Source organism: Blastococcus sp. SYSU D00669 (genome assembly GCF_054050715.1).
Genome location: NZ_JBJGZV010000010.1, coordinates 19581 through 42900, shown reverse-complemented (window position 1 = coordinate 42900; position 23320 = coordinate 19581). Strand labels below are relative to the sequence as shown.

The 23320-nt window shown below is 74.7% G+C and carries 26 protein-coding genes; 18 read left to right on the top strand and 8 right to left on the bottom strand.

The genetic code is table 11. The features are described 5' to 3' along the window. Nucleotides 1–117: 117 nt before the first annotated feature. A complete protein-coding gene (locus tag ACI8AF_RS09335; protein WP_456539418.1) occupies nt 118–555 on the bottom strand; it encodes an endonuclease/exonuclease/phosphatase family protein in 438 nt (145 codons plus the stop codon). 18 nt (nt 556–573) lie between these two features. Beyond that, a complete protein-coding gene (locus ACI8AF_RS09330) occupies nt 574–1725 on the bottom strand; it encodes an acyl-CoA dehydrogenase family protein (protein WP_456539417.1) in 1152 nt (383 codons plus the stop codon). 90 nt (nt 1726–1815) lie between these two features. Here ACI8AF_RS09330 and ACI8AF_RS09325 point away from each other — a divergent pair, with 90 nt between their 5' ends. The 12 genes from ACI8AF_RS09325 (at nt 1816) to ACI8AF_RS09270 (ending at nt 11926) form a co-directional block, all read left to right on the top strand. After that, entirely contained in the window at nt 1816–2400 is a 585-nt protein-coding gene (locus tag ACI8AF_RS09325) for a TetR/AcrR family transcriptional regulator (RefSeq protein WP_456539416.1), read from the top strand. Continuing rightward, on the top strand, nt 2397–2861 hold the full coding sequence (locus ACI8AF_RS09320) for a GNAT family N-acetyltransferase (protein ID WP_456539415.1): 465 nt from the start codon (nt 2397–2399) through the stop codon (nt 2859–2861). Before ACI8AF_RS09325 ends, ACI8AF_RS09320 begins: the two co-directional genes overlap by 4 nt. A 71-nt stretch (nt 2862–2932) precedes the next feature. After that, nucleotides 2933–3484: an RNA polymerase sigma factor gene (locus tag ACI8AF_RS09315; RefSeq protein WP_456539414.1), complete on the top strand. Its 552-nt coding sequence runs from the start codon at nt 2933–2935 to the stop codon at nt 3482–3484. Next, nucleotides 3481–4470 carry a hypothetical protein gene (locus ACI8AF_RS09310; protein WP_456539413.1) on the top strand — a complete coding sequence of 330 codons (990 nt, stop codon included), beginning with the start codon at nt 3481–3483 and terminating at the stop codon, nt 4468–4470. Before ACI8AF_RS09315 ends, ACI8AF_RS09310 begins: the two co-directional genes overlap by 4 nt. A gap of 28 nt (nt 4471–4498) precedes the next feature. Then, complete coding sequence (locus tag ACI8AF_RS09305) at nt 4499–4897, top strand: DUF3224 domain-containing protein (RefSeq protein ID WP_456539412.1); 399 nt, start codon at nt 4499–4501, stop codon at nt 4895–4897. Between the two features lie 20 nt (nt 4898–4917). After that, the gene (locus ACI8AF_RS09300) at nt 4918–5856 is read left to right on the top strand and encodes an aldose 1-epimerase family protein (protein WP_456539411.1); all 939 of its coding nucleotides are present in this window, start codon (nt 4918–4920) and stop codon (nt 5854–5856) included. Continuing rightward, on the top strand, nt 5814–6560 hold the full coding sequence (locus tag ACI8AF_RS09295) for an MOSC domain-containing protein (RefSeq protein ID WP_456539410.1): 747 nt from the start codon (nt 5814–5816) through the stop codon (nt 6558–6560). The genes ACI8AF_RS09300 and ACI8AF_RS09295 overlap by 43 nt, the downstream gene beginning before the upstream one ends. Next, the gene (locus tag ACI8AF_RS09290) at nt 6561–6776 is read left to right on the top strand and encodes an RNA-binding S4 domain-containing protein (RefSeq protein ID WP_456539409.1); all 216 of its coding nucleotides are present in this window, start codon (nt 6561–6563) and stop codon (nt 6774–6776) included. Nucleotides 6777–6852: 76 nt separating this feature from the next. Beyond that, nucleotides 6853–8517 carry a class I adenylate-forming enzyme family protein gene (locus tag ACI8AF_RS09285; protein WP_456539408.1) on the top strand — a complete coding sequence of 555 codons (1665 nt, stop codon included), beginning with the start codon at nt 6853–6855 and terminating at the stop codon, nt 8515–8517. A 39-nt stretch (nt 8518–8556) separates the two neighbouring features. Continuing rightward, the gene (locus ACI8AF_RS09280; protein ID WP_456539407.1) at nt 8557–9984 is read left to right on the top strand and encodes an RNB domain-containing ribonuclease; all 1428 of its coding nucleotides are present in this window, start codon (nt 8557–8559) and stop codon (nt 9982–9984) included. After that, the gene (locus ACI8AF_RS09275) at nt 9981–11168 is read left to right on the top strand and encodes a pyridoxal phosphate-dependent aminotransferase (RefSeq protein ID WP_456539406.1); all 1188 of its coding nucleotides are present in this window, start codon (nt 9981–9983) and stop codon (nt 11166–11168) included. The genes ACI8AF_RS09280 and ACI8AF_RS09275 overlap by 4 nt, the downstream gene beginning before the upstream one ends. Beyond that, complete coding sequence (locus ACI8AF_RS09270) at nt 11165–11926, top strand: nitrilase-related carbon-nitrogen hydrolase (protein WP_456539405.1); 762 nt, start codon at nt 11165–11167, stop codon at nt 11924–11926. The genes ACI8AF_RS09275 and ACI8AF_RS09270 overlap by 4 nt, the downstream gene beginning before the upstream one ends. A gap of 43 nt (nt 11927–11969) precedes the next feature. Here ACI8AF_RS09270 and ACI8AF_RS09265 read toward each other — a convergent pair whose 3' ends face one another. From ACI8AF_RS09265 to ACI8AF_RS09255, 3 genes are all read right to left on the bottom strand, one after another. Further along, nucleotides 11970–13577, bottom strand: a complete 1608-nt coding sequence (locus tag ACI8AF_RS09265; protein WP_456539404.1) for a Na+/H+ antiporter — start codon at nt 13575–13577, stop codon at nt 11970–11972. Between the two features lie 62 nt (nt 13578–13639). Further along, nucleotides 13640–14860: an acyl-CoA dehydrogenase family protein gene (locus ACI8AF_RS09260; RefSeq protein ID WP_456539403.1), complete on the bottom strand. Its 1221-nt coding sequence runs from the start codon at nt 14858–14860 to the stop codon at nt 13640–13642. Between the two features lie 62 nt (nt 14861–14922). Next, nucleotides 14923–15792: a YsnF/AvaK domain-containing protein gene (locus ACI8AF_RS09255; protein ID WP_456539402.1), complete on the bottom strand. Its 870-nt coding sequence runs from the start codon at nt 15790–15792 to the stop codon at nt 14923–14925. Between the two features lie 135 nt (nt 15793–15927). Here ACI8AF_RS09255 and ACI8AF_RS09250 point away from each other — a divergent pair, with 135 nt between their 5' ends. After that, the gene (locus tag ACI8AF_RS09250) at nt 15928–17472 is read left to right on the top strand and encodes a CYTH and CHAD domain-containing protein (protein ID WP_456539401.1); all 1545 of its coding nucleotides are present in this window, start codon (nt 15928–15930) and stop codon (nt 17470–17472) included. A 56-nt stretch (nt 17473–17528) separates the two neighbouring features. Continuing rightward, complete coding sequence (locus ACI8AF_RS09245; RefSeq protein WP_456539400.1) at nt 17529–18728, top strand: metallophosphoesterase; 1200 nt, start codon at nt 17529–17531, stop codon at nt 18726–18728. Here ACI8AF_RS09245 and ACI8AF_RS09240 read toward each other — a convergent pair. After that, a complete protein-coding gene (locus ACI8AF_RS09240) occupies nt 18706–19287 on the bottom strand; it encodes a TetR/AcrR family transcriptional regulator (protein WP_456539399.1) in 582 nt (193 codons plus the stop codon). The genes ACI8AF_RS09245 and ACI8AF_RS09240 overlap by 23 nt on opposite strands. A 69-nt stretch (nt 19288–19356) precedes the next feature. Beyond that, nucleotides 19357–20385 carry an ATP-dependent 6-phosphofructokinase gene (locus ACI8AF_RS09235; RefSeq protein ID WP_456539398.1) on the bottom strand — a complete coding sequence of 343 codons (1029 nt, stop codon included), beginning with the start codon at nt 20383–20385 and terminating at the stop codon, nt 19357–19359. Nucleotides 20386–20536: 151 nt separating this feature from the next. Here ACI8AF_RS09235 and ACI8AF_RS09230 point away from each other — a divergent pair, with 151 nt between their 5' ends. The 3 genes from ACI8AF_RS09230 (at nt 20537) to ACI8AF_RS09220 (ending at nt 22226) form a co-directional block, all read left to right on the top strand. Continuing rightward, complete coding sequence (locus ACI8AF_RS09230) at nt 20537–21277, top strand: GntR family transcriptional regulator (RefSeq protein WP_456539397.1); 741 nt, start codon at nt 20537–20539, stop codon at nt 21275–21277. 25 nt (nt 21278–21302) lie between these two features. After that, nucleotides 21303–21767, top strand: a complete 465-nt coding sequence (locus ACI8AF_RS09225; protein WP_456539396.1) for an SRPBCC family protein — start codon at nt 21303–21305, stop codon at nt 21765–21767. Nucleotides 21768–21947: 180 nt separating this feature from the next. Then, nucleotides 21948–22226: a GlsB/YeaQ/YmgE family stress response membrane protein gene (locus tag ACI8AF_RS09220; RefSeq protein ID WP_456539395.1), complete on the top strand. Its 279-nt coding sequence runs from the start codon at nt 21948–21950 to the stop codon at nt 22224–22226. A 30-nt stretch (nt 22227–22256) separates the two neighbouring features. Here the strand turns inward: ACI8AF_RS09220 and ACI8AF_RS09215 are convergent, their stop codons facing one another. After that, nucleotides 22257–22895, bottom strand: a complete 639-nt coding sequence (locus ACI8AF_RS09215) for an MBL fold metallo-hydrolase (protein WP_456539394.1) — start codon at nt 22893–22895, stop codon at nt 22257–22259. 116 nt (nt 22896–23011) lie between these two features. Here ACI8AF_RS09215 and ACI8AF_RS09210 point away from each other — a divergent pair, with 116 nt between their 5' ends. Beyond that, the gene (locus ACI8AF_RS09210; protein WP_456539393.1) at nt 23012–23242 is read left to right on the top strand and encodes a hypothetical protein; all 231 of its coding nucleotides are present in this window, start codon (nt 23012–23014) and stop codon (nt 23240–23242) included. The last annotated feature ends 78 nt before the right edge of the window (nt 23243–23320 follow it).

The following is a 23320-nucleotide window of genomic DNA, read 5'->3' as shown; positions in this document are numbered from 1 at the left end:
GCACCTCCCGCCGCAGCCGTACGCCTGTTCGAAGTCTACCGCCGGACCGGCCGCGCCGCTTCCCGAATCCCCAGGTCAGTGGCTTGTCCACAGATGTCGCGCAGGCCGTGCGCCGCATCAGGAAGGAGGTGGCGCCTCGAGGTCGGCCAGCACCCCGTAGTGGTCATTGACCGTCGTCTCCGGGGTGGGGAAGACCGGTCGGCAGCCGGTGTTCCGCAGCGTCGGCCCGCCGTGCAGCCCGCACCGGACGCGGACGTGGTCGATCCGGCGGTACGGCCAGTCCTCGGCGACGTGAGGGTTCCCGGCACGGAGGTGTGCCCGGGCTCGCCGGGACGGGCACCGGCCCGAGCGTCGCGGTGGCGGACCGACGTCCCGTCGACCACACCTCCCCACGGGCCAGCGGCTCGCGGTCGTGATCGGGCGCCCGTCGGCGACGGCCACCTCCTGCAGGGTGACCACGTCCGGGGCGAGCTCCGCCAGTCCCGGGGCCAGGCGGGCGTCGCGGCGCGACCGGTCCGGCCCGAGCCCGAAGGGGATGAGCGTGAGGACGCGCACGGCGCCCAGCCTGCCGCCTCAGGCCGTGGCGGGCACGGCCTCCTTGGCCAGGTGGCGGCCGATGACCATGCGCTGGATCTGGTTGGTGCCCTCGAAGATCTGGAAGACCTTCGCCTCGCGCATGTACCGCTCGGCCGGGTGGTCGCGGGTGTAGCCGGCGCCGCCGAGCACCTGCACGGCGTCGGTGGTCACCTTCATCGCCGCGTCGGTCGCCACCAGCTTGGCGATCGAGGCCTGGCGCGAGTACGGCTTGCCGGCGTCCCGCCGCCGCGCGGCGGCCAGGTAGGTCGCGCGGGCGGACTCCACCGCCGCGGCCATGTCGGCGAGCAGGAAGGCCACCCCCTGGTGCTCGGCGATCGGCCGGCCGAACGCCTCGCGCTCGACGGCGTAGTCGACGGCGACGTCGAGCGCCGCCTGGGCCAGCCCCACGGCGACCGCCGAGACGCCGAGCCGGCCGGAGTCCAGCGCCGAGAGCGCGATCGCCAGGCCGCGACCCGGCTCACCGACGAGCCGGTCACCCGGGACGGCGACGTCGTCCAGCCGGATCGCCGCCGTGTGCGAGGCGGTCAGGCCCATCTTGTGCTCGGGCGGCGCGGGCGTGAAGCCGGGGAGGTCGGGCGTGAGGTGGAAGCACGAGATGCCCTCGGGCGTGCGCAGGAAGGTCGAGTAGAAGTCGGCCTGCCCGCCGTGGGTGACCCACGCCTTCTCGCCGCGCGCGATCCAGCCGTCGTCCGACGGGGTGGCCGTGGCCCGCATGGCCGCCGGGTCGGAGCCCGCGTGCGCCTCGGAGAGGCAGTACGCCCCGAGCAGCTCGCCACCGACCAGCGCGGGCAGCAGGTCCCGCCGCTGCGCCTCGGTGCCGAAGTTCGCGATCGGCGAGCAGGACAGCGTGTGCACGCTGATGCCCAGCGCGATCGAGGCCCACCGGAGCGACAGCTCCTCGAGCACCTGCAGGTACACCTCGTACGGCTGCGCGCCGCCCCCGACCTCCTCCGGGAAGGGCAGGCCGAGCAGCCCGGCGTCCCCGAGGGTGCGGAAGACCTCGCGGGGGAAGCGCTCCTCGCGCTCGTACTCCGCGGCCCGCGGGGCCAGTTCGGCGTCGGCCAGCTCGCGCGTGAGCGCGATCAGGTCCCGCGCCTCGTCCGACGGCAGCTCTCGCTCGACCCGCACGACACCTCTCCCCGTCCGAAAACAGTACTGAGGACGATACGCCAGTACTGTCTGGCGTCCAGGCGGGATGCTGTCCGACGAGGAGGTGCCATGACCGCGGAGACGACGACGCCCACGATGACGCGGCGGCAGGCCGAGCTGCTCGACCAGCTGGAGGAGCTGTTCCTGGCCGAGGGGTTCGCCCGCTTCACCCTCGACGACCTCGCCGTCCGCCTGCACTGCTCCAAGAGCACGCTCTACGCGCTCGCGCAGAGCAAGGAGCAGCTGGCGCTGCGCGTCGTCCGGCACTTCTTCCGCAAGGCGACCGAGGTGGTCGAGGCCCAGACCCTGACCGAGTCCGACCCGGCGCTGCGCGTCACCGCCTACCTCACCGCCGTCGCCCGGGCGCTCGGCCCGGCGAGCCCGGCCTTCCACCGCGACCTCGACTCCTTCGCGCCCGGCCGCGCGGTCTACGAGCGCAACACCGCCGCGGCCGCCGAGCGCGTGCGGGAGCTGATCGACGAGGGCGTGCGGCAGGGGCGCTTCCGCGAGGTCCACCCGGCGCTGATCGCCGACACCGTGACGACGCTGATGTTCCGCATCGGCCGCGGCGACACCGCCCGCGCCACCGGTCTCGACGACGCCAGCGCCTACCGCGAGCTGGCCGCGCTGCTGCTGCACGGGATCAGCCTGTGACGCCGCTGCCGGTGGCCTGGGACCACCCCGACGTCCAGCGCCTGACCGCCGCCCAGCAGGCCGAGCTGCGCGAGCGCTACGACGGTGGGAGCGAGCCCGGCACACCGCCGTCGGCCCGCGACGTCAGCGTCGTCCTGCTCGCCCGGGACGACGACGGGACGGCGATCGGCTGCGGCGCGCTGCGCGCGCTCGGGGACGGCGCCGCCGAGGTCAAGCGGATGTACGTCGTGCCCGCGGCCCGCGGGCGCGGGGTGTCCAAGGCCGTGCTCGCCGGCCTCGAGGCCGTTGCCCGCGAGCGCGGCTGGACGACGCTGCGGCTGGAGACCGGTCCGCGCCAGCCCGAGGCGATCGCGCTCTACACCGGCGCCGGCTACCGCCCGACCGGCGCCTTCGGGGCGTACGTCGGCGATCCGGACGCCGCGGACTCGCTGTTCTTCGAGCGGGTGCTCGGCCCGGCGTGAACCCGGTCGGCCCGACCGGACATGGACGGGGTGTGACCACCTCACCCACCGCATCCGAGCGCTTACGCGCCGTGCATCCTCCCGGGGACTCCGACGGCGAGCTCATCGCCCGCTCGGTCGACGAGCCCGAGTGCTTCGCCGTCCTCTTCGACCGGCACGCCGCGTCGGTGCACCGCTACCTCGGCCGGCGCGTTGGCGAGCTGGCCGACGACCTGCTCAGCGAGACGTTCCTCGTCGCCTTCCGCCGGCGGGCGGCCTACCGCGCCGAGCACGTCGAGGTGCGGCCGTGGCTGATCGGCATCGCCACCAACGTGCTGCGCGGCCACGCGCGCACCGAGCAGCGCCGCTACCGGGCGCTCGCCCGGCTGGCCGCCGAGCCCGCCGTCACCGCCGAGGAGCCCGATGACCGGCTCGACGCCCAGGCGCTGCGCGGCGCGCTCGCCGGCGCCCTGGAGGGCCTGAGGCCCCGCGACCGCGACGTGCTGCTGCTCTTCGCCTGGGGACAGCTCGGCTACGAGGAGATCGCCGCCGTCCTCGGCGTGCCGGTGGGCACCGTCCGCTCCCGCCTCAACCGCGCGCGCCGCCTGACGCGCGCCGCGCTGCGCCCGGAGGAGAACCGATGAACGAGCTCACCCTGCTCCGCGAGGCCGGTCCCGAGGCCCCGCCGCTCACCCCCGCGGCCCGGGCCGCCGCCCGCGCCGCGCTGCTCGACGAGATCGCCGGGCATGCTCCCGCCCGCCGCCGGCGGCGGACGGCGGTGCGCGCCGGCCTGGCGCTCGCCGCGGTCGCGGCCGCCTGGACGACGGCCGTCGTCGTCGCCGCCCCCGACGAGCTGGGTCCGCCGCCCGGCAGCGTCGCGCTGGTCGCCTTCGAGCCGCCGGCCTTCCCGTTCGCGCTGGACCCGGCGCCCGCCGGGCTGGCGCCGTCCTTCAGCGCCGACCCGGGCGACGTCCGCATCGCGGTCTACCGCTCGCCGGACGAGAGCCAGGGCGTCACCCTGCGGGTCACCCCCGACGAGCCCGACCTGGGCGACACGTCCGCCGAGCGGGAGGTCACCGTCGGGGGCCGCGACGCCGAGGTGCTCACCGAGGAGGTCGTGCACGGCGACGGCGACGTCCGGGAGCGCGAGGTGGTGCTCGTCGAGTGGGACGACGACCGCTGGGTGGAGATCAGCGGCCGGGGCCGCTACGGCGACCGCGACGAGCTGATGGACGTGGCGGCGGCGCTGGTGGAGCGGCCGCAGCCGGTGCCGCTGCAGGTGCACCTGGCCCCGGCCGGCTGGTCGGTCCTCGCCTACAAGGACGACCGCGTCCTCACGCTGGTCAACGACGCGCACGAGCAGCAGACGGTCACCGTCTTCCTCCCGGAGGAGGCCATCCCGGCCGAGCGGCTGCTCGACGAGCTCATGGGGCCCGTCGGGCCGGTGGTCGACGTGGCGGTGGGCGGGCGGCCGGCGCAGCTGGTGCGCATCGGCGGCGGGCCGCTCGAGGCCGGCTGGTACCTGCAGGCGCAGTTCGGCGACGGGACGACGTTCGTCGTCCAGGCGCCGGAGGCGTTCACGCGGGAGCAGGTGCTGCAGTTCGCCGCCCAGGTGACGTGGACGCCGTGATGTCGGTGCGGCCCGGCACACTGCGCGCATGGGCACCGTCGTCGAGGTTCCGTTCGAGGTCACCGGCTGGGAACCCGAGCCGCTGGAGCTGGGGGAGGCCGGGCCGGTCACCTTCGGCCGGGTGACCCTGCGCAAGACCTTCTCCGGCCCGCTGACCGGCTCCAGCGTGGTGAGCATGACCAGCGCCGCCCTGGGCGAGGCGCCGGTCGGCTACGCCGCGCTGGAGCTGGTCACCGGCGAGCTGGAGGGCCGCAGCGGCTCCTTCGTCCTCCAGCACACCGGGGTCGTCGACGGGGAGTGGTCGAGCTCCAGCGGGGTGGTGCTGCCGGGCACCGGCACCGGGGACCTCGCCGGTCTGCGCGGGCGGATCACCATCGCCCACGGAGAGTCCGGCGCCGTCCTCACCCTCGACTACGAACTGCCGTGACGTTGTGGTGAGCTGACGCCGTGTCGATCAACCCGCGGACCTCGCCCGAGTGGCCGGCCACCGAGCCGGCCGAGGCGCGGGTCCTCTGCGACGAGGCCCGGCTCGACGTCGACCTGCGCGGCGGCGGGCTGCGCCGGCTCGTCGTCGGCGGGTGGGACGTCCTCGACGGCTACCCGTCCGGCACCGTGCCGAACGGCCGGCGCGGTCACGTCCTGCTGCCCTGGCCCAACCGGCTGCGCGACGGCCGCTGGACCTGGGACGGCGAGGAGCTGCAGCTCGAGATCGCCTCGACGAAGCGCCCGGTCGCCATGCACGGGCTGGTCTCCTGGCAGCCCTGGAGCATCCTCGACCGCAGCGAGGGCGTGCTCTCCGTCGGGACGCTCGTCGAGCCGCGCCCGGGCTACCCGTTCCGGCTGGCGGTCGCGGTCGACTACGCCCTGTCGGCCGACCAGCTCGACGTCACGCTGCGGGTGGGCAACGCCGGGCACGCGCCGGCGCCCTTCGGTGCCGGGATGCACCCCTACTTCGGCGTCGGGGCGCGGGAGGACGGGGGACTGGCCGAGGCCGAGCTGACGCTGCCCGCCCGCACCCTCGTGGTGGTGGGGGACGACGGGCTGCCCACCGGCGAGACGCGGCCGTTCGACGGCGCCGTCGGCCGCATCGGCGACCGCCGCTTCGACGACCCGCTCACCGACCTGAGCCGCGACGACGACGGCTGGGCGCGGGTGCGGCTGGCCGGCCCGGCAGGGGAGCTGACCGTCGCGGTCGACGAGGGCTGGCCGTGGCTGCAGGTCTACAGCGGCGACACCCTGCCCGCCGGCGAGCGCCGCCGCAGCCTCGCCGTCGAGCCGATGACCTGCCCGCCCAACGCGCTGGCCGACGGCGTCGACCTCGTCGTCCTCGAGCCGGGGCGGCAGTGGCGGAGCAGCTGGTCGGTCTCCTGGACCCCGGCGGGCTGACCGTGCGGGTCGCGGAGCTCTGGCGGTACCCCGTCAAGTCGCTGCAGGGCGAGCGGCTGCAGCGGGCCGAGGTCGGCGCGCTCGGCGTCGCCGGCGACCGGCAGTGGGCGCTGTTCGACCTCGACACCGGGTTCGGGCTCACCGCGCGCCGGGTGCCCGACCTGCTGTTCGCCGCCGGCCGCCTGCGGGACGACGGCGGCGTCGAGGTGGTGCTGCCCGACGGCACGGTGACCACCGACGACGCGGTCCTGTCCGACTGGGCCGGCCGCCGGATCGGGCTGCGGCCGGCCACCGGGAACGCCCCCCGCTACGAGGGGATCGACGACGACGAGAGCGACGGCTGGTACCCGTGGCACGGGGCCGCCGAGGCCTTCCACGACAACCCCGACTTCCGCGTCACGCTCGTCTCCACCGGCACGCTCGCCTCGTGGGACCGCCGCCGGTTCCGCGCCAACGTCGTCCTGGACGGCGAGGGCGAGGACGCGCTGGTCGGCACCCGCCAGCGGCTCGGCTCGGTGGTGCTGGAGCTGCGCGAGCCCGTGTCCCGCTGCGTCATGGTGACCCGCCCGCAGCCGGGCGGGATCGGCCGCGACAACGGCGTCCTCAAGACCATCCACCGCGAGCGCGCCAGCACCCTCGCCGTCGGCGCGCTGGTCCGGCAGGCCGGCACGGTCGCCGTCGGCGACGAGCTGACGGGGGCCTGAGTGCGCACCGTCGAGCTCCGCGCCGGCGAGGACACCATCCGGCTCGGGCAGCTGCTCAAGCTGGTCGACGCCGTGCCCACCGGCGCGCAGGTCAAGGACGTGCTGCTCACCGGAGCGGTTCGGGTGAACGGCGAGCCCGAGGAGCGCCGCGGCCGCCAGCTGCGCCGAGGCGACGTGGTCGCGATCGAGGGGCTGGAAGAGGTCCGCATCGGCTGACCGCCGCCGGTGGACTGTGACGTGGCTCTCGGCTTGTATGGGGGAACCTGACACCGCCGTCGAGGGGGCCTCCACCGTGACCACGTACGACGACCGTCCCTGGCTCGCCAACTACACCCCCGACCAGCCGCCGGACGTCGACGTGGAGTTCGACGACGCCCTCGCGATGGCCCGCGCCACCATCGCCGCCCGACCCGACGACCCCGCGATCAGGTACTTCGACGGCACCCTCACGTGGCGGGAGCTCGACGAGCAGTCGACGGCGCTGGCCGCCGGCCTGCTGGCCCACGGCTTCCGGCGCGGCGACCGGCTCGCCGTGTACCTGCAGAACGTCCCGCAGTTCGTGCTGGCCATGGTCGCCACCTGGAAGGCCGGCGGGATCATGGTCTCGATCAACCCGATGAACCGCGAGCGCGAGCTGGACTACCAGCTCAAGGACTCCGGCGCGAAGGTGCTGCTCTGCCTGGAGTCGCTGTACGACTCGGTCGCCCGCAAGGTCGTCCCCGACAGCGACGTCACCCTCGTGCTCACGACGTCGGAGCTGGAGCACCAGTCGCGCGCCGACGCCCGCCTGTTCGACGGCGTCACCCGCCAGCGGCACGAGGGCACCACCGACCTCGCCGAGCTGATCGAGCAGCACCGCGGGCAGTCGGTCCCCGACGTCAGCTACGGCGTCGACGACGTCGCGTTCCTGACCTACACCTCCGGCACGACCGGCGTGCCAAAGGGTGCGATGAACACCCACGGCAACGTCTGCTTCACCGCGCAGGTCTACCGCGACTACGTGGGCGTCGGCACGCACGGCTCGGTGCTCGGCGTCGCCCCGCTGTTCCACATCACCGGCCTGATCGGGCACATCGGCGTCTGCCTGCTCAGCGGCTCGGCGCTGGTGCTCGCCTACCGGTTCGAGCCGCAGGTCGTGCTCGACGCCATCCGCGAGCACCGGCCGACGTTCACCATCGGGGCGATCACCGTGTTCATCGCGCTGATGAACGCCCCCGGCTTCGACCGGGAGGACTTCTCCTCGTTCGAGTACATCTACTCCGGCGGCGCGGCGATCGCGCCGTCGACCGCGGAGGCGTTCGAGAAGGCGACGGGCCTGCCGATCCACAACGCCTACGGGCTCACCGAGACCACCTCGCCGATGACCGCGACCCCGCGCGGGGTCGCCTCACCGGTCGACCCCACCTCCGGCGCCTTCTCCGTCGGCTGCCCGGTCAACAACACCGTCGTGCGCATCCTCGACGAGCAGGGGCAGCCGGTGCCGCTGGGCGAGGTCGGCGAGATCTGCGCGCGCGGGCCGCAGGTGGTGCTCGGCTACTGGGGCAAGGAGAAGGAGACCGAGGAGTCGCTGCCCGGCCGCGAGCTGCACTCCGGCGACGTCGGGTTCATGACCCCCGAGGGCTGGATCTTCATCGTCGACCGCAAGAAGGACATGATCAACGCGTCGGGCTACAAGGTGTGGCCGCGGGAGGTCGAGGACGTCCTGTACGGGCACCCGGCGGTGCGCGAGGCCGCCGTCGTCGGCGTCCCGGACGAGTACCGCGGTGAGACGGTGAAGGCCTTCGTCTCGCTCAAGCCGGGCACCGAGGCGACCCCGGAGGAGCTCGTCGCGTTCTGCAAGGAGCGGATGGCCGCCTACAAGTACCCGCGCACGATCGAGCTGGTCGGCGAGCTGCCCAAGACGGTGACGGGCAAGATCCTGAGGCGAGAGCTGCGCACGCAGCCGGCCGGGGGCTGACCAGCCGCCTGGTTCCACGTGGAACGCCGGAGGTGGTCGGTGGACCGTCCTGCCCGCCAACCCCTCCGGGTCCCGCACTGGGCGCCCGAGGCGCCGGCCCCGCCGGACTTCGCGGCGATCCGCGCGGAGCTCGGCGTGCCGGAGGAGTTCGGCGCCGACGCCGTCGCCGAGGCGGCCGGCGCGGCCGCCCGCCCGCCGCTGCCCGAGCTCGACGCGACCGACGTCGAGCTGGTCACCGTCGACCCGCCGGGCAGCCGTGACCTCGACCAGGCGGTGCACCTGGCCGCGCTCGGCTCCGGGTACCGCGTCACCTACGCGATCGCCGACGTCGCGGCCTTCCTGCGGCCCGGCGGCGCGCTCGACGCCGAGACCCGGCGGCGCGGGCAGACCGTCTACTGCCCCGACCGCCGGACCCCGCTGCACCCGCCGGTGCTCAGCGAGGGCGCGGCCAGCCTGCTGCCCGGGCAGGTCACCCCGGCCGTGATCTGGACGATGGACCTGGACGGCGACGGCGAGCTGAGGAGCTCCGCCGTCCGCCGGGCCCGGGTGCGCAGCCGCGCCCAGCTGGACTACCCGTCCGTCCAGCAGCAGGCCGACGCCGGCGCGCTGCCCGGGCCCCTGGCCCTGCTGCCGGACGTCGGCCGGCTGCTGCTGGCGCGCGCCGCCGACCGGGGGGCGATCGAGCTGGGCACCCCGGAGCAGGAGGTGCGCCCGACGCCGGACGGCGGCTGGACCCTCGCCTTCCGCGGCGACCTGCCGGTGGAGGCGTGGAACGCGCAGATCTCGCTGCTGACCGGCCGGTGCGCGGCCGGGCTCATGCTCGACGGCGGCGTCGGGCTGCTGCGCACCCTGCCCCCGGCCCGGGCAGAGGACGTCGAGCGGCTGCGGCTGCTCGCCCCGGCCCTCGGCGTCGACTGGCCGGCGGGGGCGGCGCCGGGCGCGGTCATCAGCGGGCTGGACGCCGGCGACGCCCGGCACGCGGCCTTCCTCGAGGAGGCTGCCACGCTGCTGCGGGGCTCGGGGTACACCGCCTTCGACGGCGCCCCGCCCGAGCAGCCCCTGCACGCCGGGGTCGCCGCGCCCTACGCGCACGTCACCGCGCCGCTGCGGCGGCTGGTCGACCGGTTCGCCACCGAGGTCTGCCTCGCCCTCGCGGCCGGTCGCGCCCCCGACGAGCGGCTGCGCGCCGCGCTGCCCGAGCTGCCGGCGCTCATGGCCGCCTCCGACCGGCGGACCCGCGAGGTGGAGCGGGCGGTCGTCGACGCCACCGAGTGCTGGCTGCTGCACGGCCGGGAAGGCTCGGTGTTCGCCGGCGTCGCGGTCGACGAGGGCACCGTGGTGCTCGACGCCCTCGCCGTCCGCGCCCGCTGCGCCGGTGCGCTGACGCCGGGCACCCGGGTGGGGGTGCGGCTGGTCGAGGCCGACGTCACCACCCGGCGCGTCCGGTTCGAGAAGGTGGTCCCGTGACCCGCGTGCCGTACCTGTCGTCCCGGCTCCAGGGCTTCGGGACGACGATCTTCGCCGAGATGAGCGCGCTGGCGGTGGCCACCGGCTCGGTGAACCTCGGCCAGGGCTTCCCCGACTACCCCGGCCCGCCCGAGGTCCTCGACGTCGCGCGCGCCGCGATCGGCACCGCGCACGACCAGTACCCGCCCGGGCCGGGGATCCCGGAGCTGCGCGCCGCGATCGCCGACCACGTGCGGCGCTTCGGCGGGCTCGCGTACGACCCCGACGGCGAGGTGCTGGTCACCGCCGGGGCGACCGAGGCGCTGGCCGCGGCCCTGATCGCGCTGCTCGAGCCGGGCGACGAGGTCGTGCTGTTCGAGCCGATGTACGACAGCTACCCCGCCGGCGTGGCCATGGCCGGCGGCGTGCTGCGCCCGGTGCCGCTGCACCCGCCGGCGTCCGGCGAGGGCCGCTGGACGTTCGACCCCATCGAGCTGCGCGCCGCCGTCACCCCCCGCACCAAGCTGCTGGTGCTCAACACCCCGCACAACCCCACCGGCAAGGTGTTCACCGCCGAGGAGCTGGCGACGCTGGCCGCCCTGGCCATGGAGCACGAGCTGCTCGTGCTCACCGACGAGGTGTACGAGCACCTGGTCTTCTCCGGCGCCCGGCACCGCTCGATCGCGACGCTGCCCGGCATGCGCGAGCGCACGCTGGTCGTCAGCAGCGCCGGGAAGACGTTCAACACCACCGGCTGGAAGATCGGCTGGATCTGCGGGCCGGCGCCGCTGGTGGCCGCCGTCCGCACCGCCAAGCAGTTCCTCACCTACGTCAACGGCGGCCCGTTCCAGCCGGCGGTCGCCGCGGGTCTGGCGCTGCCCGACGAGTACTTCGCCGGCATCGCCCGCGACCTGGAGTACCGCCGCGACGTCCTGGTGCGGGGCCTGCGCGCGGCGGGCCTGCCGGTGGTCAGCCCGGAGGCGACGTACTTCGCCACCGTCGACGTCCGCCCCGTGCAGCCGGACGGCGACGGGCTGGCGTTCTGCCGGTCGCTGCCGGAGCGGGCCGGTGTCGTCGCCGTCCCGACCGTGGTCTTCTACGACCCGGCGCACGCGGCGCTGGGCCGGCACCTGGTCCGGTTCGCGTTCTGCAAGCGCGACGAGGTGCTGGGCGAAGCGGTGGAGCGGCTGAGGGGGATGGCATGAGGATCGCGGCGGTGCAGCACGACATCGTGTGGGAGGACCGCGACGCCAACTTCGCGCGGCTCGCCCCGTGGGTGGCCCGGGCGGTCGGCGCCGGCGCGGAGCTGGTGCTGCTCACCGAGACGTTCTCCACCGGGTTCTCCATGACGCCCGGGATCGGCGAGCCCGAGGGCGGCCCGTCGGCGCGGTTCCTGCAGGCGCAGGCCGCCGAGCACGGCGCCTGGGTCGGCGGCACCTGCCCGGAGGTCGCGGCCGACGGCGAACTGCCCTACAACTCGTTCGTCCTCGCCGGGCCGGACGGGACGACGCACCGCTACCGCAAGCTGCACCCGTTCACCCACGCCGGCGAGCACGAGCGGTTCCGGGCGGGGGAGAAGCCGGCCACCGTCGAGATCGGCGGCCTGCGGGTCACCCCGTTCATCTGCTACGACCTGCGCTTCGCCAACGTCTTCTGGGACGCCGCCGCGCACACCGACGTCTACCTCGTCCCGGCCAACTGGCCCAGCCCGCGGCGGCACCACTGGCAGACGTTGCTGCAGGCCCGCGCGATCGAGAACCAGGCCTACGTCGTCGGCTGCAACCGGGTGGGGATCGCCGGCGACGGCACCGAGCACGTCGGCGACAGCCGGATCGTGAGCCCGACCGGGGAGCTGCTCGCCACCGCGGCCGGCGTCGAGACGGTCGTGCTGGCCGATGTCGACCCCGCCGAGGTCACCGCCACCCGCGACCGCTTCCGCTTCCTCCCCGACCGCCGGGCGTGAGCGGAGTGGCCCCGTCGGCGTGACCCTGACCGACCCACTCCACCTACTCCGCTTCGGGGACGCCGTCGAGGCGCACCTCCTCGGCGTCGAGCTGCGCCTGGACCCGCAGCAGCACCAGGTCGTCGATCGCGTGCGTGTGCCGCAGGTCGTCGACCGCACGCCGCTTGTCGGCCAGCAGCGCCAGGCGCAGCCTCCGCTCCGCCTTGACCGCGTGCAGCGCCGCGCGCTCCTCCTCCGCGCCGCCGCCGTCGTCGAGGACGGTCTCCCGCAGGTCGATCTCGCGCAGGTGCTCCCCGTAGGCCGACCGCACCCGCTCGACCACCTCGGCGGGCACGTCCAGCTCGGTGGCGCGGTCGTCGATGACGTCGAGCGCCGCCCGGGTCGCCGTCCGCTCGGCCAGGCGCTGCTCGCGCACCTCGGCGCGGTCCTCGGGCAGCCGGGCCCAGCGGACGACGGCCGGCAGCGTCGGCCCCTGCACCAGCAGCGTGAAGGCGATGACGCCGAAGGTGACCAGCAGGACCGTGTCGCGGCCGGCCAGCGGGTCGCCGTCGGCGTCCTGGAACGGGATGGCCAGCGCGGCGGCGAGCGAGACGGCCCCGCGGAACCCGGCCCAGGCGCCCGGCTGGCGCTGCCGGAAGCCCATGCGGCGCAGCCGCTGGGCCGGCCGCCGGTCGAGCGCGCGGATCACGTACGGCATGGTGTTCACCCACAGCAGCCGCGTGCCCAGGACGACGAGCGCGACGAGCAGCGCCGTCCCGGCGCCGGCCAGCAGGTCGGCGGCCGACCGGCCCTCGACGACGACGTGCAGCTGCAGCCCGATGAGCACGAACAGCGTGCCGTTGAGCAGGTAGGTGGAGAGGCTCCAGAACGCGCGCGCCTGCACGCGGGTGCGGGCGCCCATGACCCGGGGCGTCACCTGGGACAGCGCCAGCCCGGCGACGACGACCGCGACCACGCCCGAGACGTGCAGCAGCTCGGCGGGCAGGAACGCGACGAACGGGGTGAGCACGCTCGCGACGCCCTCCAGCCGGACGTCGTGCAACCTCGGCCGCACCCAGTACGACAGCGCCGCGACGGCGAGGCCGATGCCGATCCCGCCGGCGTACGAGAGCACCAGCTCCCAGGCCACGTCGCCCGCGCCGACCTCGAGCTCGCCGACCGCCACCCCGACGGCGACGCCGAAGAGCACCAGCGCCGTCCCGTCGTTGACCAGGCTCTCCGCCCGCAGCGTCGTCCCGATCCGCCGCGGCAGCCGGCCGGCCACCGCGGCCACCGCGGTCGCGTCGGTCGGCGCCAGGACGGCGCCGAGGACGAAGGCCATCGGCCACGACAGGCCCAGGGCGTGCGCGACGACGGCGACGGTGCCCGCGGTCGCCAGCACCAGGCCGATGGCGAACAGCGAGATCACCCGCAGGTTCGCCCGGGCCTCGCGCAGGGAGGTGTTGATCGCCTCCCAGTACAGCAGCGCCGGCAGGAACAGGAACAGCACCAGCTCCGGCGGCATCTCCACGTCGCCGAGGCCGGGCACGAACCCGAACCCGACGCCGAGCAGCAGCTGGACCAGCGGCGCCGGCAGCCGCAGGCGCTGCCCGAGCACCCCGCCGAGCAGCACCAGGACCCCGATGACGACGACGATCTCGAGACCCCGCACGGGGAGATCCTGGCGTCAGCGGCGGCCGGACGCCCAGGAGATCTGCGCGCGGGGCCTCGATGTCAGTCGCGCGCCTTCAGCTCCCGGCGGGCGATCACCATCTCGTGCACCTCGTCGGGGCCGTCGGCGATCTGCAGCAGCCGCGCCTGGGCGTAGAGCGAGGCCAGCGGGGTGTCCTGGCTGACACCCATGCCGCCGTGCGCCTGGATGGCCCGGTCGACCACGTACTTCGTCACCTCGGGGACGGCGACCTTGATCGCCGCGATCTCGGTGCGGGCGCCCTTGTTGCCCACGGTGTCGATCAGCCAGGCGGTCTTGAGCACCAGCAGCCGGGCCTGCTCGATCCGGATCCGCGACTGGGCGATCCAGTGCTGGACGACGCCCTGCTCGGCTACCGGCTTGCCGAAGGCCACCCGCTGCTTGACCCGGTCCACCATCAGGTCCACCGCCCGCTCGGCCATGCCCAGCAGCCGCATGCAGTGGTGGATCCGCCCCGGACCCAGCCGCGCCTGCGCCAGCGCGAACCCGGAGCCCGGCTCGCCGAGCAGGTTGGCCACCGGCACCCGGACGTCGTCGTAGTGGATCTCGGCGTGCCCGCCGTGCGAGGCGTCGGAGAAGCCGAACACGCTGGTCGAGCGCTCGACCTTCACGCCGGGGGTGTCGAAGGGCACGAGCACCATCGACTGCCGGCGGTGCGGCTCGGCGTCGGGGTCGGTGACGCCCATGACGATCGCGATCCGGCACGAGGAGCTCATCGCCCCCGAGGACCACCACTTGCGGCCCTGGATGACGTACTCGTCGCCCTCCCGGCGGATCTGGGTGCGGATGTTGGTGGCGTCCGAGGAGGCGACCGCGGGCTCGGTCATCGAGAACACCGACCGGATCTCGCCGGCCAGCAGCGGCTCCAGCCACTCGGCCCGCTGCTGGTCGGTGCCGAACAGCGACAGCAGCTCCATGTTGCCGGTGTCCGGGGCCGCCGAGTTGACCGCCTCCGGCGCCAGGGCCGGGCTGCGGCCGGTGAGCTCGGCCAGCGGGGCGTACTGCAGGTTGGTCAGCCCGGCGCCGTAGCCGTGCCGCTCGAAGTGCTCCCGCGGCAGGAACAGGTTCCACAGCCCGCGCTCGCGCGCCGAGGCCTTGAGCTCCTCGATCACCGGCGGGCGGTCCCAGCCCGACGTCTGCACCTGCTCGGCGAACACCTTCTCGGCCGGGTAGACCTCCTCGTCGAGGAAGGCCTGCAGGCTCGTGGCGAGCTCGGTCGTGCGGGGGTCGGGCGCGAAGTCCACGGGGCGGCTCCCTGGCTGGCGGCGGGACGGCGGTGTCCGCCCCGCACGCTAGCCGGGCGCCCTCAGCCCCCGCTGGGCGGGACGACGTCCTGGTCGACGACGATCTGCTCCCGCTGCACCTGGCCGGTCACCTGCTCCTGCCCCTGCACGAGCTCGGTGCGCAGCCGCACCCGCTCGGTCGGCACGACCTCCACGCTGACCACCGGCCGCTCGGTGTGCAGCACGATCTCGTCCGGCAGCCCGCCCCCGGTCGCGGGGACGTCGACCAGCGACTCGCCCGGCCCGGGCTCGGCGCCGTCCAGGGGCACCTCCTCGATGCGGATCTCCTCCCGGCGCACCGGGACGGTGATCTGCACCTCCTCGGTGACCACGTACTTCACCAGCCGCACCCGGGTGGCGGCGACCTGCTCGGTGGACACCCGCAGCCGCTCCTCGCTGCGGATCATCCCGCCGTCGGGAGCCGGCGCCGCCGTCGGCGCCGGGGCGGGTGCCGTGCCCGGTGCGGTGGCCGGCTCGGGGGCGATCCCGGCGCGGGTCTCCCCGACGTCGTCCGCCGGACCCGCCCCGGCCGGCGTCAGGCCGGTGTCGCTGTTCGTCCACGCCGGCTCCCCGACACCGGCGACGTCGAGGCCGTAGTGCCGGCGCAGCTGCGACTCGTCGTCGGGGGACAGGTGCCCGCCGGTGCCCACGTCGGGCGCGGACCGCACCGATTCCTGGGTGACCGGCAGGACCAGCCGGCCGTCGGCGAACGTGGCGCTCTGCACCGGCACGATCGACGTGCGGGTGCCGAACAGGCCGGTGATCACCGCCACCCAGGACGGCGTGCCGCTGCGGTCGTCGACGTAGAAGTGCTCGACGGTGCCGATCTTGCCGCCGTGCGCGTCGTAGGCGGTGGTGCCCACGGCGGCGGAGACCTCGCGATCGGTGAGCATGAACCGGCTCCCCTCTGGGCCAGACGATGTCGTCCCGACGGGTGCCCAGCCGTCGCGACCTGCGAACATCACGGGGGCACCCGGTGCCATCAGGTGGGATCGTCGGTGTACCGCCCCAGCAAGAGGAGGCCTCCGGTGACCGACGTGCACGTCGAGATCGAGCGCAAGTTCGACGTCGAGGCGGACTTCGTGCTGCCCGACCTGTCCGCCGTCGAGGGCGTGGCCTCGGTGGACGGCCCGGAGGAGCGGCAGCTCGAGGCGGTCTACCACGACACCGCCGACCTCCGGCTGGCCCGCGCGAAGGTGACGATGCGCCGCCGCACCGGCGGCCCCGACGCGGGATGGCACGTCAAGCTGCCCGGGGTCGACGGCGCCCGGCGGGAGCTGCACTCGCCGCTGGGCCGGGCGGGACGGGTCCCGCCCAAGCGCGTGCAGGACCCGGTGCTGGGCATCGCCCGGGGTGCGGAGCTCGGCCCGGTCGCCATCCTGTCGACGCGCCGGACGGTGACCCTGCTCCGGGGGGAGGACGGCGCCGTCCTGGCCGAGGTGGCCGACGACTCGGTGACCGCCACGCTGCTGTCGGTCACGCCCGACCAGCCGGCCACCGTCGAGGTCTGGCGGGAGGTCGAGGTCGAGCTCGTGGACGGCGACGAGGAGCTCCTGGCCGCCGTCGTCGCACGGGTCGAGGCCGCCGGCGCCCGCCCGTCGGGATCGGCGTCCAAGCTGGCCCGGGTGCTCGCCCCGCGGCTGGCCGCGCTCGACGGCGCGGTCCCGCAGGAGGTCCGCAAGCCGAAGAAGGCGACCGCCGGGGAGATCGTCGGGACGGCGCTGGCCGCCCAGGTGCAGGCGCTGCAGGACGCCGACCTGATGGTCCGCACCGACCAGGCGGAGGGCGTGCACGACCTGCGGGTCGCCTGCCGCCGGATCCGCAGCATCCTGGCCGCCTTCCGGCCGGTGCTGGACCGGGCGCGGACCGACGGGATCCGCGAGGAGCTGCGCTGGCTCGGGCAGGAGTTCTCCGGTGCCCGCGACGGCGAGGTGGCCCTGGAGCACCTCCGCGCACTGGTCCGGCAGCAGCCTGTCGAGCTGGTCCTCGGCCCGGTCGCGGCGCGGCTGCAGCAGGAGGAGATCAAGGACCACGCGAAGGGGTCGGCGCAGGGGCTGCGCACCCTCCGCTCGGAGCGCTACCTGGCCCTGCGCGACGCCCTCGACGCCCTCGTGGCCGAGCCGCCGTTCACCGACGAGGCCCAGCAGCCGGCGGCGCCCGTGCTGCGCGCGGTCCTGCAGAAGACGGTGCACCGGCTGCGGCGGGACGTGCGGGCCGCCCGGGCCACCGAGCAGCGGGCCGAGCGCGACCACCTGCTGCACGACACGCGCAAGGCGGCCAAGCGCGTGCGCTACACCGCCGAGGTCGCCACGCCCGTGCTGGGCGCAGCGGCGGCCGACCTCGTCCGCGCGATGAAGGACCTGCAGGACCTGCTCGGCGAGCGCCAGGACACGGTGGTCACCCGCGACGAGTGCCGCCGGCTGGGGCTGGCCGCCTTCGCCGCCGGCGAGAACGCGTGGACCTACGGCCGGCTCGAGGCGCTCGAGGAGGCCCGTGCCGACCGTGCCGAGCAGGAGTTCTGGGCCCGCTGGCCCGACTTCAAGGCGCAGCTGAAGCAGGCCACCCGCGGGTGACCCCGGCTGCCGCGTTCCCGACGAGCCCCTGAGAGGCCACCCTGTCCCTGGTCCGGGTGTTCGGTTTCATCACCGTCCTCATCCTCGCCATCACCCTGCTGCACACCTACCTGTGGTGGCGGCTGGTCCGCAGCACCACGCGGCCGGGCCGTGCCCGGCGGAGGCTGACCCTCCTCACGGTCCTGCTCGCGGTGCTGCTGCCCGTGGCGTTCGTGCTGCGCCGGGAGCTGCCGCTCGCCGTCGCCGCGCCGCTGGACTGGGTCGCCTACTCCTGGCTCGGCATCGCGTTCTACACGTTCCTCGCCCTGCTGGCCCTCGAGCCGGTGCGCCTGGTGCTGCGCCGGTGGACCCGCCGCCCCCGCACGGAGGGGCCCGGCGCGGCCGTCGCGGACGCACAGGTCGCCGATCCGCAGCGCCGGCTGCTGCTCGCCCGGGGTCTCGCCGTCACCGCGGGCGCCGTCGCGCTCGGCACCGCGGGCACCGGCGCCTACCTGGCCAACTCCTCACCCGCGGTGCGCCGCGTGCCGGTCACGCTGCCGCGGCTGGACCCGGCCCTGGACGGCCTGCGGATCGTCACCATCTCCGACGTCCACCTCTCCTCCACCTACGGCGGCAGCCGGTTCGAGCGGGTGGTGGAGCTGGTCAACGCGCAGCGCCCGGACGTGGTGGCGATCGTCGGCGACCTTGTCGACGGCGACGTCGCCGAGCTGCGCCGGGAGGTCGCGCCGCTGGCCGACCTGGTCAGCGAGCAGGGCGTCTACTTCGTGACCGGCAACCACGAGTACTTCGCCGACACCGGCGGCTGGATGCGGCACCTGCCCACGCTCGGCATCGACGTGCTGCGCAACGAGCGGATCGAGATCCGGCGGGGGACGGCGGCGTTCGACCTGGCCGGGATCGACGACCGGACGGCGGCGGACTCCGGCGTGGCCGGTCACGGCGCCGACCTCGACGCCGCGCTCGACGGCCGGGACGACAGCCGGCCGGTGGTCCTCATGGCCCACCAGCCTTACATGCTCCCGCAGGCGCGGGCGGCCGGCGTGGACCTGCAGCTGTCCGGCCACACCCACGGCGGCCAGCTGTGGCCCTTCGACGCGCTGATCCGGCTCGACCAGCCCGAGGTGGAGGGCCTGTCCCGGCACGGGGACACCCAGCTCTACGTCACCTCGGGCGTCGGGTTCTGGGGGCCGCCGATGCGCATCGGCGCCCGTCCCGAGGTGACCGTGCTCGAGCTCAGAGCTCCCGGAGGGCGTTGAGCACGTCCTCGGCCACCGTCTCCAGCGAGGTCTTCCCGTCGCCCTCGGCCCACCGCAGGATGATCTGCGTGTAGGCCGACAGGCTCGCGGTGACGACGACGTCCATGGCGACCGGCGAGCTGCCCGGCTGGGCCTCGGCCTTGAGCGCGTCGGACACCAGCGAGGCGGTCGCCCGCTCGAACTCCGCCGCGCGGTTGCGCAGCCCCGGTGTCGCCACGACGATCCGCCACCGGTCGAGCAGCTGCTGCCGCTCCTCCGGCCCGTAGTGGGCGATCCAGGCCAGGATGCCGGTCCGGACCCGCTCGGCCAGCGGCATGTCCGGCGGCTGCGAGCCCAGGATCGCGTCGACCTCGTCCTGCGTGGGGATCGGCATGACGATGTGCTCTTTGCTCTGGTAGTGCGCGTAGAACGTCGGCACCGACACCTTCGACGCCGTTGCGATGTCGCTGACGCTGACGTTGTCGTAGCCGCGCTCCCGGAAGAGCCGCATGCCCGTCTCGTAGAGGCGGGTGTGCGTCTCCTCGCGCTTGCGCTGGCGCCAGTCCGGCGTTCCGGTCACGGGTGGATCGTGCTCTGTGACAGCCGGGTCTGCACAGGTACCCCGCACAACCTTCTCGTGGACGGCCGATCAGCCCGTGAAGGCGTGGGTCTCGGCCAGCCGCGACGGCGTCACGGTCTTCAGCCGGGCCACCGCGCGGGCCAGCGGGACGAGCTCGATCTCGGTGCCGCGCAGCGCCACCATCGTGCCGAACGCACCGGCGTGCGCGGCCTGCGTGGCGTGCAGGCCGAACCGGGTGGCCAGCACCCGGTCGAACGAGGTCGGCGTGCCGCCGCGCTGGACGTGACCGAGGACGGTCGTGCGCACCTCCTTGCCGGTGCGCGCCTCCAGCTCCTCGCCCAGCTGCTGCGCCACCCCGGTGAAGCGCTTGTGGCCGTACTCGTCGACCCCGCCGTCGCGGACCAGCATCGTCCCCGGGATCGGGTGCGCACCCTCGGCGACCACCCCGATGACGTGGCTGTCCCCGCGGGCGAAGCGGTCCTCGACCAGCTTGGCGACCTCCGCGACGTCGAAGGGCTCCTCGGGCACGAGCGTCACGTGCGCGCCTGCGGCCAGGCCGGCGTGCAGCGCGATCCAGCCGGCGTGCCGGCCCATGACCTCGACCAGCAGCACCCGCTGGTGCGACTCGGCGGTGGTGTGCAGCCGGTCGATCATCTCGGTGGCGATGCTGACCGCGGTGTCGAAGCCGAAGGTCAGGTCGGTGCCGTCGATGTCGTTGTCGATGGTCTTCGGGATGCCGACCACCGGCACGCCGGCCTGGGAGAGCAGGTTCGCCGCGGTCAGGGTGCCCTCGCCGCCGATCGGGATGAGGACGTCGACGCCGTGTGCCGCCATGACCTCCTTCATCCGGTCGACGCCGGCGTGCAGCTTCTCGGGCGCGACGCGGGCCGAGCCCAGCGTCGTCCCCCCGCGGGTGAGCAACCCGTCGACGGCGGCGACGTCGAGGGGCGTCGTCCGGTCCTCGAGCAGGCCGCGCCAGCCGTCGCGGAAGCCGAGCACCTCGCTGTCGTGGTGGATCGTCGCCGAGCGGACGACGGAACGGATGACGGCGTTCAGGCCGGGGCAGTCGCCCCCACCGGTCAGGATGCCGATGCGCACCGGCGGTACTCCTCGGATAGGGGCCGGGTCGCAGAGGACATTACGTCATGACGACCTGATGTGTCGGGACGTCACCGGGGAATGTCCTGGCCGGACGGACGTCCCATACGACATGACGACCAGACGTCTAGCCGTCCAGTACCTTTGGGGTGTGACGAGCTCCATCGCCGGCCCGAAGTACCTCTCGGTCCGCGAGCACCTGCGGCGCCGGGTCCTCGCGCTGCCGGAGCACACCCTGCTCCCGCCGGAGCCGCAGCTGTGCGCGGAGTACGGCGTCAGCCGGATCACCCTGCGCCGCGCGGTCGACGGCCTGGTGGCCGACGGGCACCTCGTCCGCGAGCAGGGCAGGGGCACCTTCGTCACCCGCCCGGCCATGCGGCACGAGTACCGGGAGAGCTTCGTGCACCGCATCGCCGGCTTCGGCTCGGTGATGGCCGAGCAGGGGGCGCAGGTCGGCGTCTCCGTGCTCACCCAGCGCGTCGTCCCGGCGCCGCCGTGGGTGGCCGAGCTGCTCGACCTCGACGTCGCGACCGACGTCGTCGAGCTGGTGCGGCTGCGCAGCGTCGACGGCGCGCCCAACCACGTGGCGCACAGCTTCCTGCCGGCGTCGGCCTACCCGCGGGTGGCCGAGCAGGACTTCAGCCAGGGCTCGCTGTACGAGTTCCTGCGCACCGAGTACGCCGCCGACCTCGCCCACGCGCGGATCGTCGTCGACGTCGGCATGGCGGCCCCCGACGAGGCCGAGCTGCTCGACGTCGTGGCGGGCTCGCCGCTGCTGGTGGTGCGCACGACGGTGCACGACAGCGTCGGGCACCCGCTGGTGCACAGCTTCTCCCGGCTGCGGCCCGACGTCAGCCAGGTGGAGTTCGAGGTCTCCGTCGGCGGGCGCTGACCGCGGCCTTCGTACGATGACCGCGATGACGACGGCCAGCGCCAGCCGCGAGGTGCCCTTCCCCCGCGCGACGGTCTGGCAGGCCCTCGCCGTCCTCCAGCCGTACTGCGCGGTGTGCGACGTCTCCTACGTCGTCAGCGGCTCGCCGACCGGTGGCGCCGGGACGACGTTCGTGTGCGTGCCCGGCCGGCTGGAGGGCCGCGCGCCGGCGGAGGGCGCCCTTCGCGGGGAGATCGTGGAGTGGGTGCCGCGGCAGGCGGTCGCGACCCGGCTGGACCTGACGCCGGAGACCTGGACGACGCGGATCGAGCTCGCCGACGCCGACGGCGGCGGCACCCGGGTGACGATCACGCTCTCCCACGAGGCGAAGGGCGGCAGCCGCCTCGTGCAGGGCATCCAGCGCCGGGCGCTGCAGCGCATGGTGCGCTCGACCGTGGAGGGCGAGCTGGACAAGCTCCCCGCGCACGTGGCCCAGGTCGCCGCCGGGTAATCGTCGCGGTACCACGAGATCCGCCGGGCCGGTTCGGCGACATCTGCCCAGGCCCGATCGGGGGAACGGTGCATCGACGCCGGTCATCGGGGGTATGCGAGGGCCAGACTACCGGAGCGTGCACCCGGCAAGCCCGCCGGGGACGGGGCGCGCACCGGTCCCTTCACCGGAGGAGAAACCGTGATCTGGCAGATTCTCGGCCTCATCGTCGTCGGCGCCGTCATCGGCGTCCTGGCCCGGCTGATCAAGCCCGGCAAGCAGCGGATGAGCATGGTCATGACCATCGTGCTGGGCATCGTCGGCGCCATCATCGGCGGCGTCATCGGCGGTCTGCTGAACGACAGCACGAACATCTTCGAGCTGAACATCCTCGGCTTCATCATCGCCGTCGTCGCCGCGGTCCTGCTGATCGGCGTCGCCGAGGGCCTCTCCGGGCGCAGCAACCGCGCCGTCCGGTAAGCCCGCCGCCGGCGAACCCCGGGAGGACTCCTAGAGCTCGACGGAGTCCCCCGGGGTCAGCCGGCTGAACGGCGTGGGGGTGCCCGGACCCCGCTCGCCCAGCAAGCCCCCCAGCACGCCCAGGCCCGTGTCGTTGAGCAGCCCGTCGTGGACGGCGTACGCCTGGTCGGCGTGCACCGCGCGCACGTAGTCGATGACCTCCGCGGCCTTGGACCACGGCGCGTGCAGGGGCAGCAGCAGCGTCGCCACCGGCTCGTCGGGGACGGTGAACGCGTCGCCCGGGTGGAACACCTGCCCCTCGACCAGGAACCCGATGTTCGGGATCCGGGGGATCTCGGGGTGGATCTGCGCGTGCAGCTCGCCGTGCACGGTCACCTCGAAGCCGGCGACCGTCACCGCGTCGCCCTGGCCCACCACGTGCACCCGGTTCCCCAGACCTTCCAGCTGGCCCGCCACCGAGCCGTTGGTCCAGACCTCCAGCCCCGGGTCGGCGTCCATCGCCTTCCGCAGCACGTCCGGCACGAAGTGGTCGACGTGCTCATGGGTCACCAGGACGCCGCTCGCGCCGTCCAGCACCGACGGGTCGGTGAACGCGCCCGGGTCGATGACCAGCCGGCGGTCCCCCTCGCAGAGGACGACGCAGGCGTGACCGTGCTTGGTGAGCTCCATGAGCGCATCCTGCCCCGGCGCCCGGGTTCGTGCGCAGGCTGTGCGTCTCACCCCGCGGGGGGAGGCCCGCCCCCGGCGGCGTAACCGCCGGACGCCCGGCTGCCGACCGTTCGGGCATGACGACCCCGACCGTCGCGACGACCACCGTCTACGCCGCCGCCCGCAGCCGTGCGCACGGCCCGACCGCCGCCCTCTGGCACGCGGTCGAGGTGCACCGGCCCGCCGTCGAGTTCGACGGGGCCTGCGAGCTCACCGTGTGCGGCTCGCTCGCGCGGATCATGACCGAGACGTCCTGGCCCACCGCCGCGCGCGACGTCTGCCCCACCTGCGTCGCGCAGACCCGCTAGCCGCGGGCTCACGAACGCCCTGTCGCCGGGTGGGGTGGGGAGCCCCGGCGACAGGCGCACACCTCGGGCGGCCCGGGC

Coding starts and splice junctions, on each gene's coding strand:
- ACI8AF_RS09210 (WP_456539393.1), top strand. CDS start 23,012: ATGACGACCCCGACCGTCGCGACGACCACCGTCTACGCCGCCGCCCGC.
- ACI8AF_RS09310 (WP_456539413.1), top strand. CDS start 3,481: ATGAACGAGCTCACCCTGCTCCGCGAGGCCGGTCCCGAGGCCCCGCCG.
- ACI8AF_RS09215 (WP_456539394.1), bottom strand. CDS start 22,895: ATGGAGCTCACCAAGCACGGTCACGCCTGCGTCGTCCTCTGCGAGGGG.
- ACI8AF_RS09225 (WP_456539396.1), top strand. CDS start 21,303: ATGACGACGGCCAGCGCCAGCCGCGAGGTGCCCTTCCCCCGCGCGACG.
- ACI8AF_RS09305 (WP_456539412.1), top strand. CDS start 4,499: ATGGGCACCGTCGTCGAGGTTCCGTTCGAGGTCACCGGCTGGGAACCC.
- ACI8AF_RS09270 (WP_456539405.1), top strand. CDS start 11,165: ATGAGGATCGCGGCGGTGCAGCACGACATCGTGTGGGAGGACCGCGAC.
- ACI8AF_RS09325 (WP_456539416.1), top strand. CDS start 1,816: ATGACCGCGGAGACGACGACGCCCACGATGACGCGGCGGCAGGCCGAG.
- ACI8AF_RS09255 (WP_456539402.1), bottom strand. CDS start 15,792: ATGCTCACCGATCGCGAGGTCTCCGCCGCCGTGGGCACCACCGCCTAC.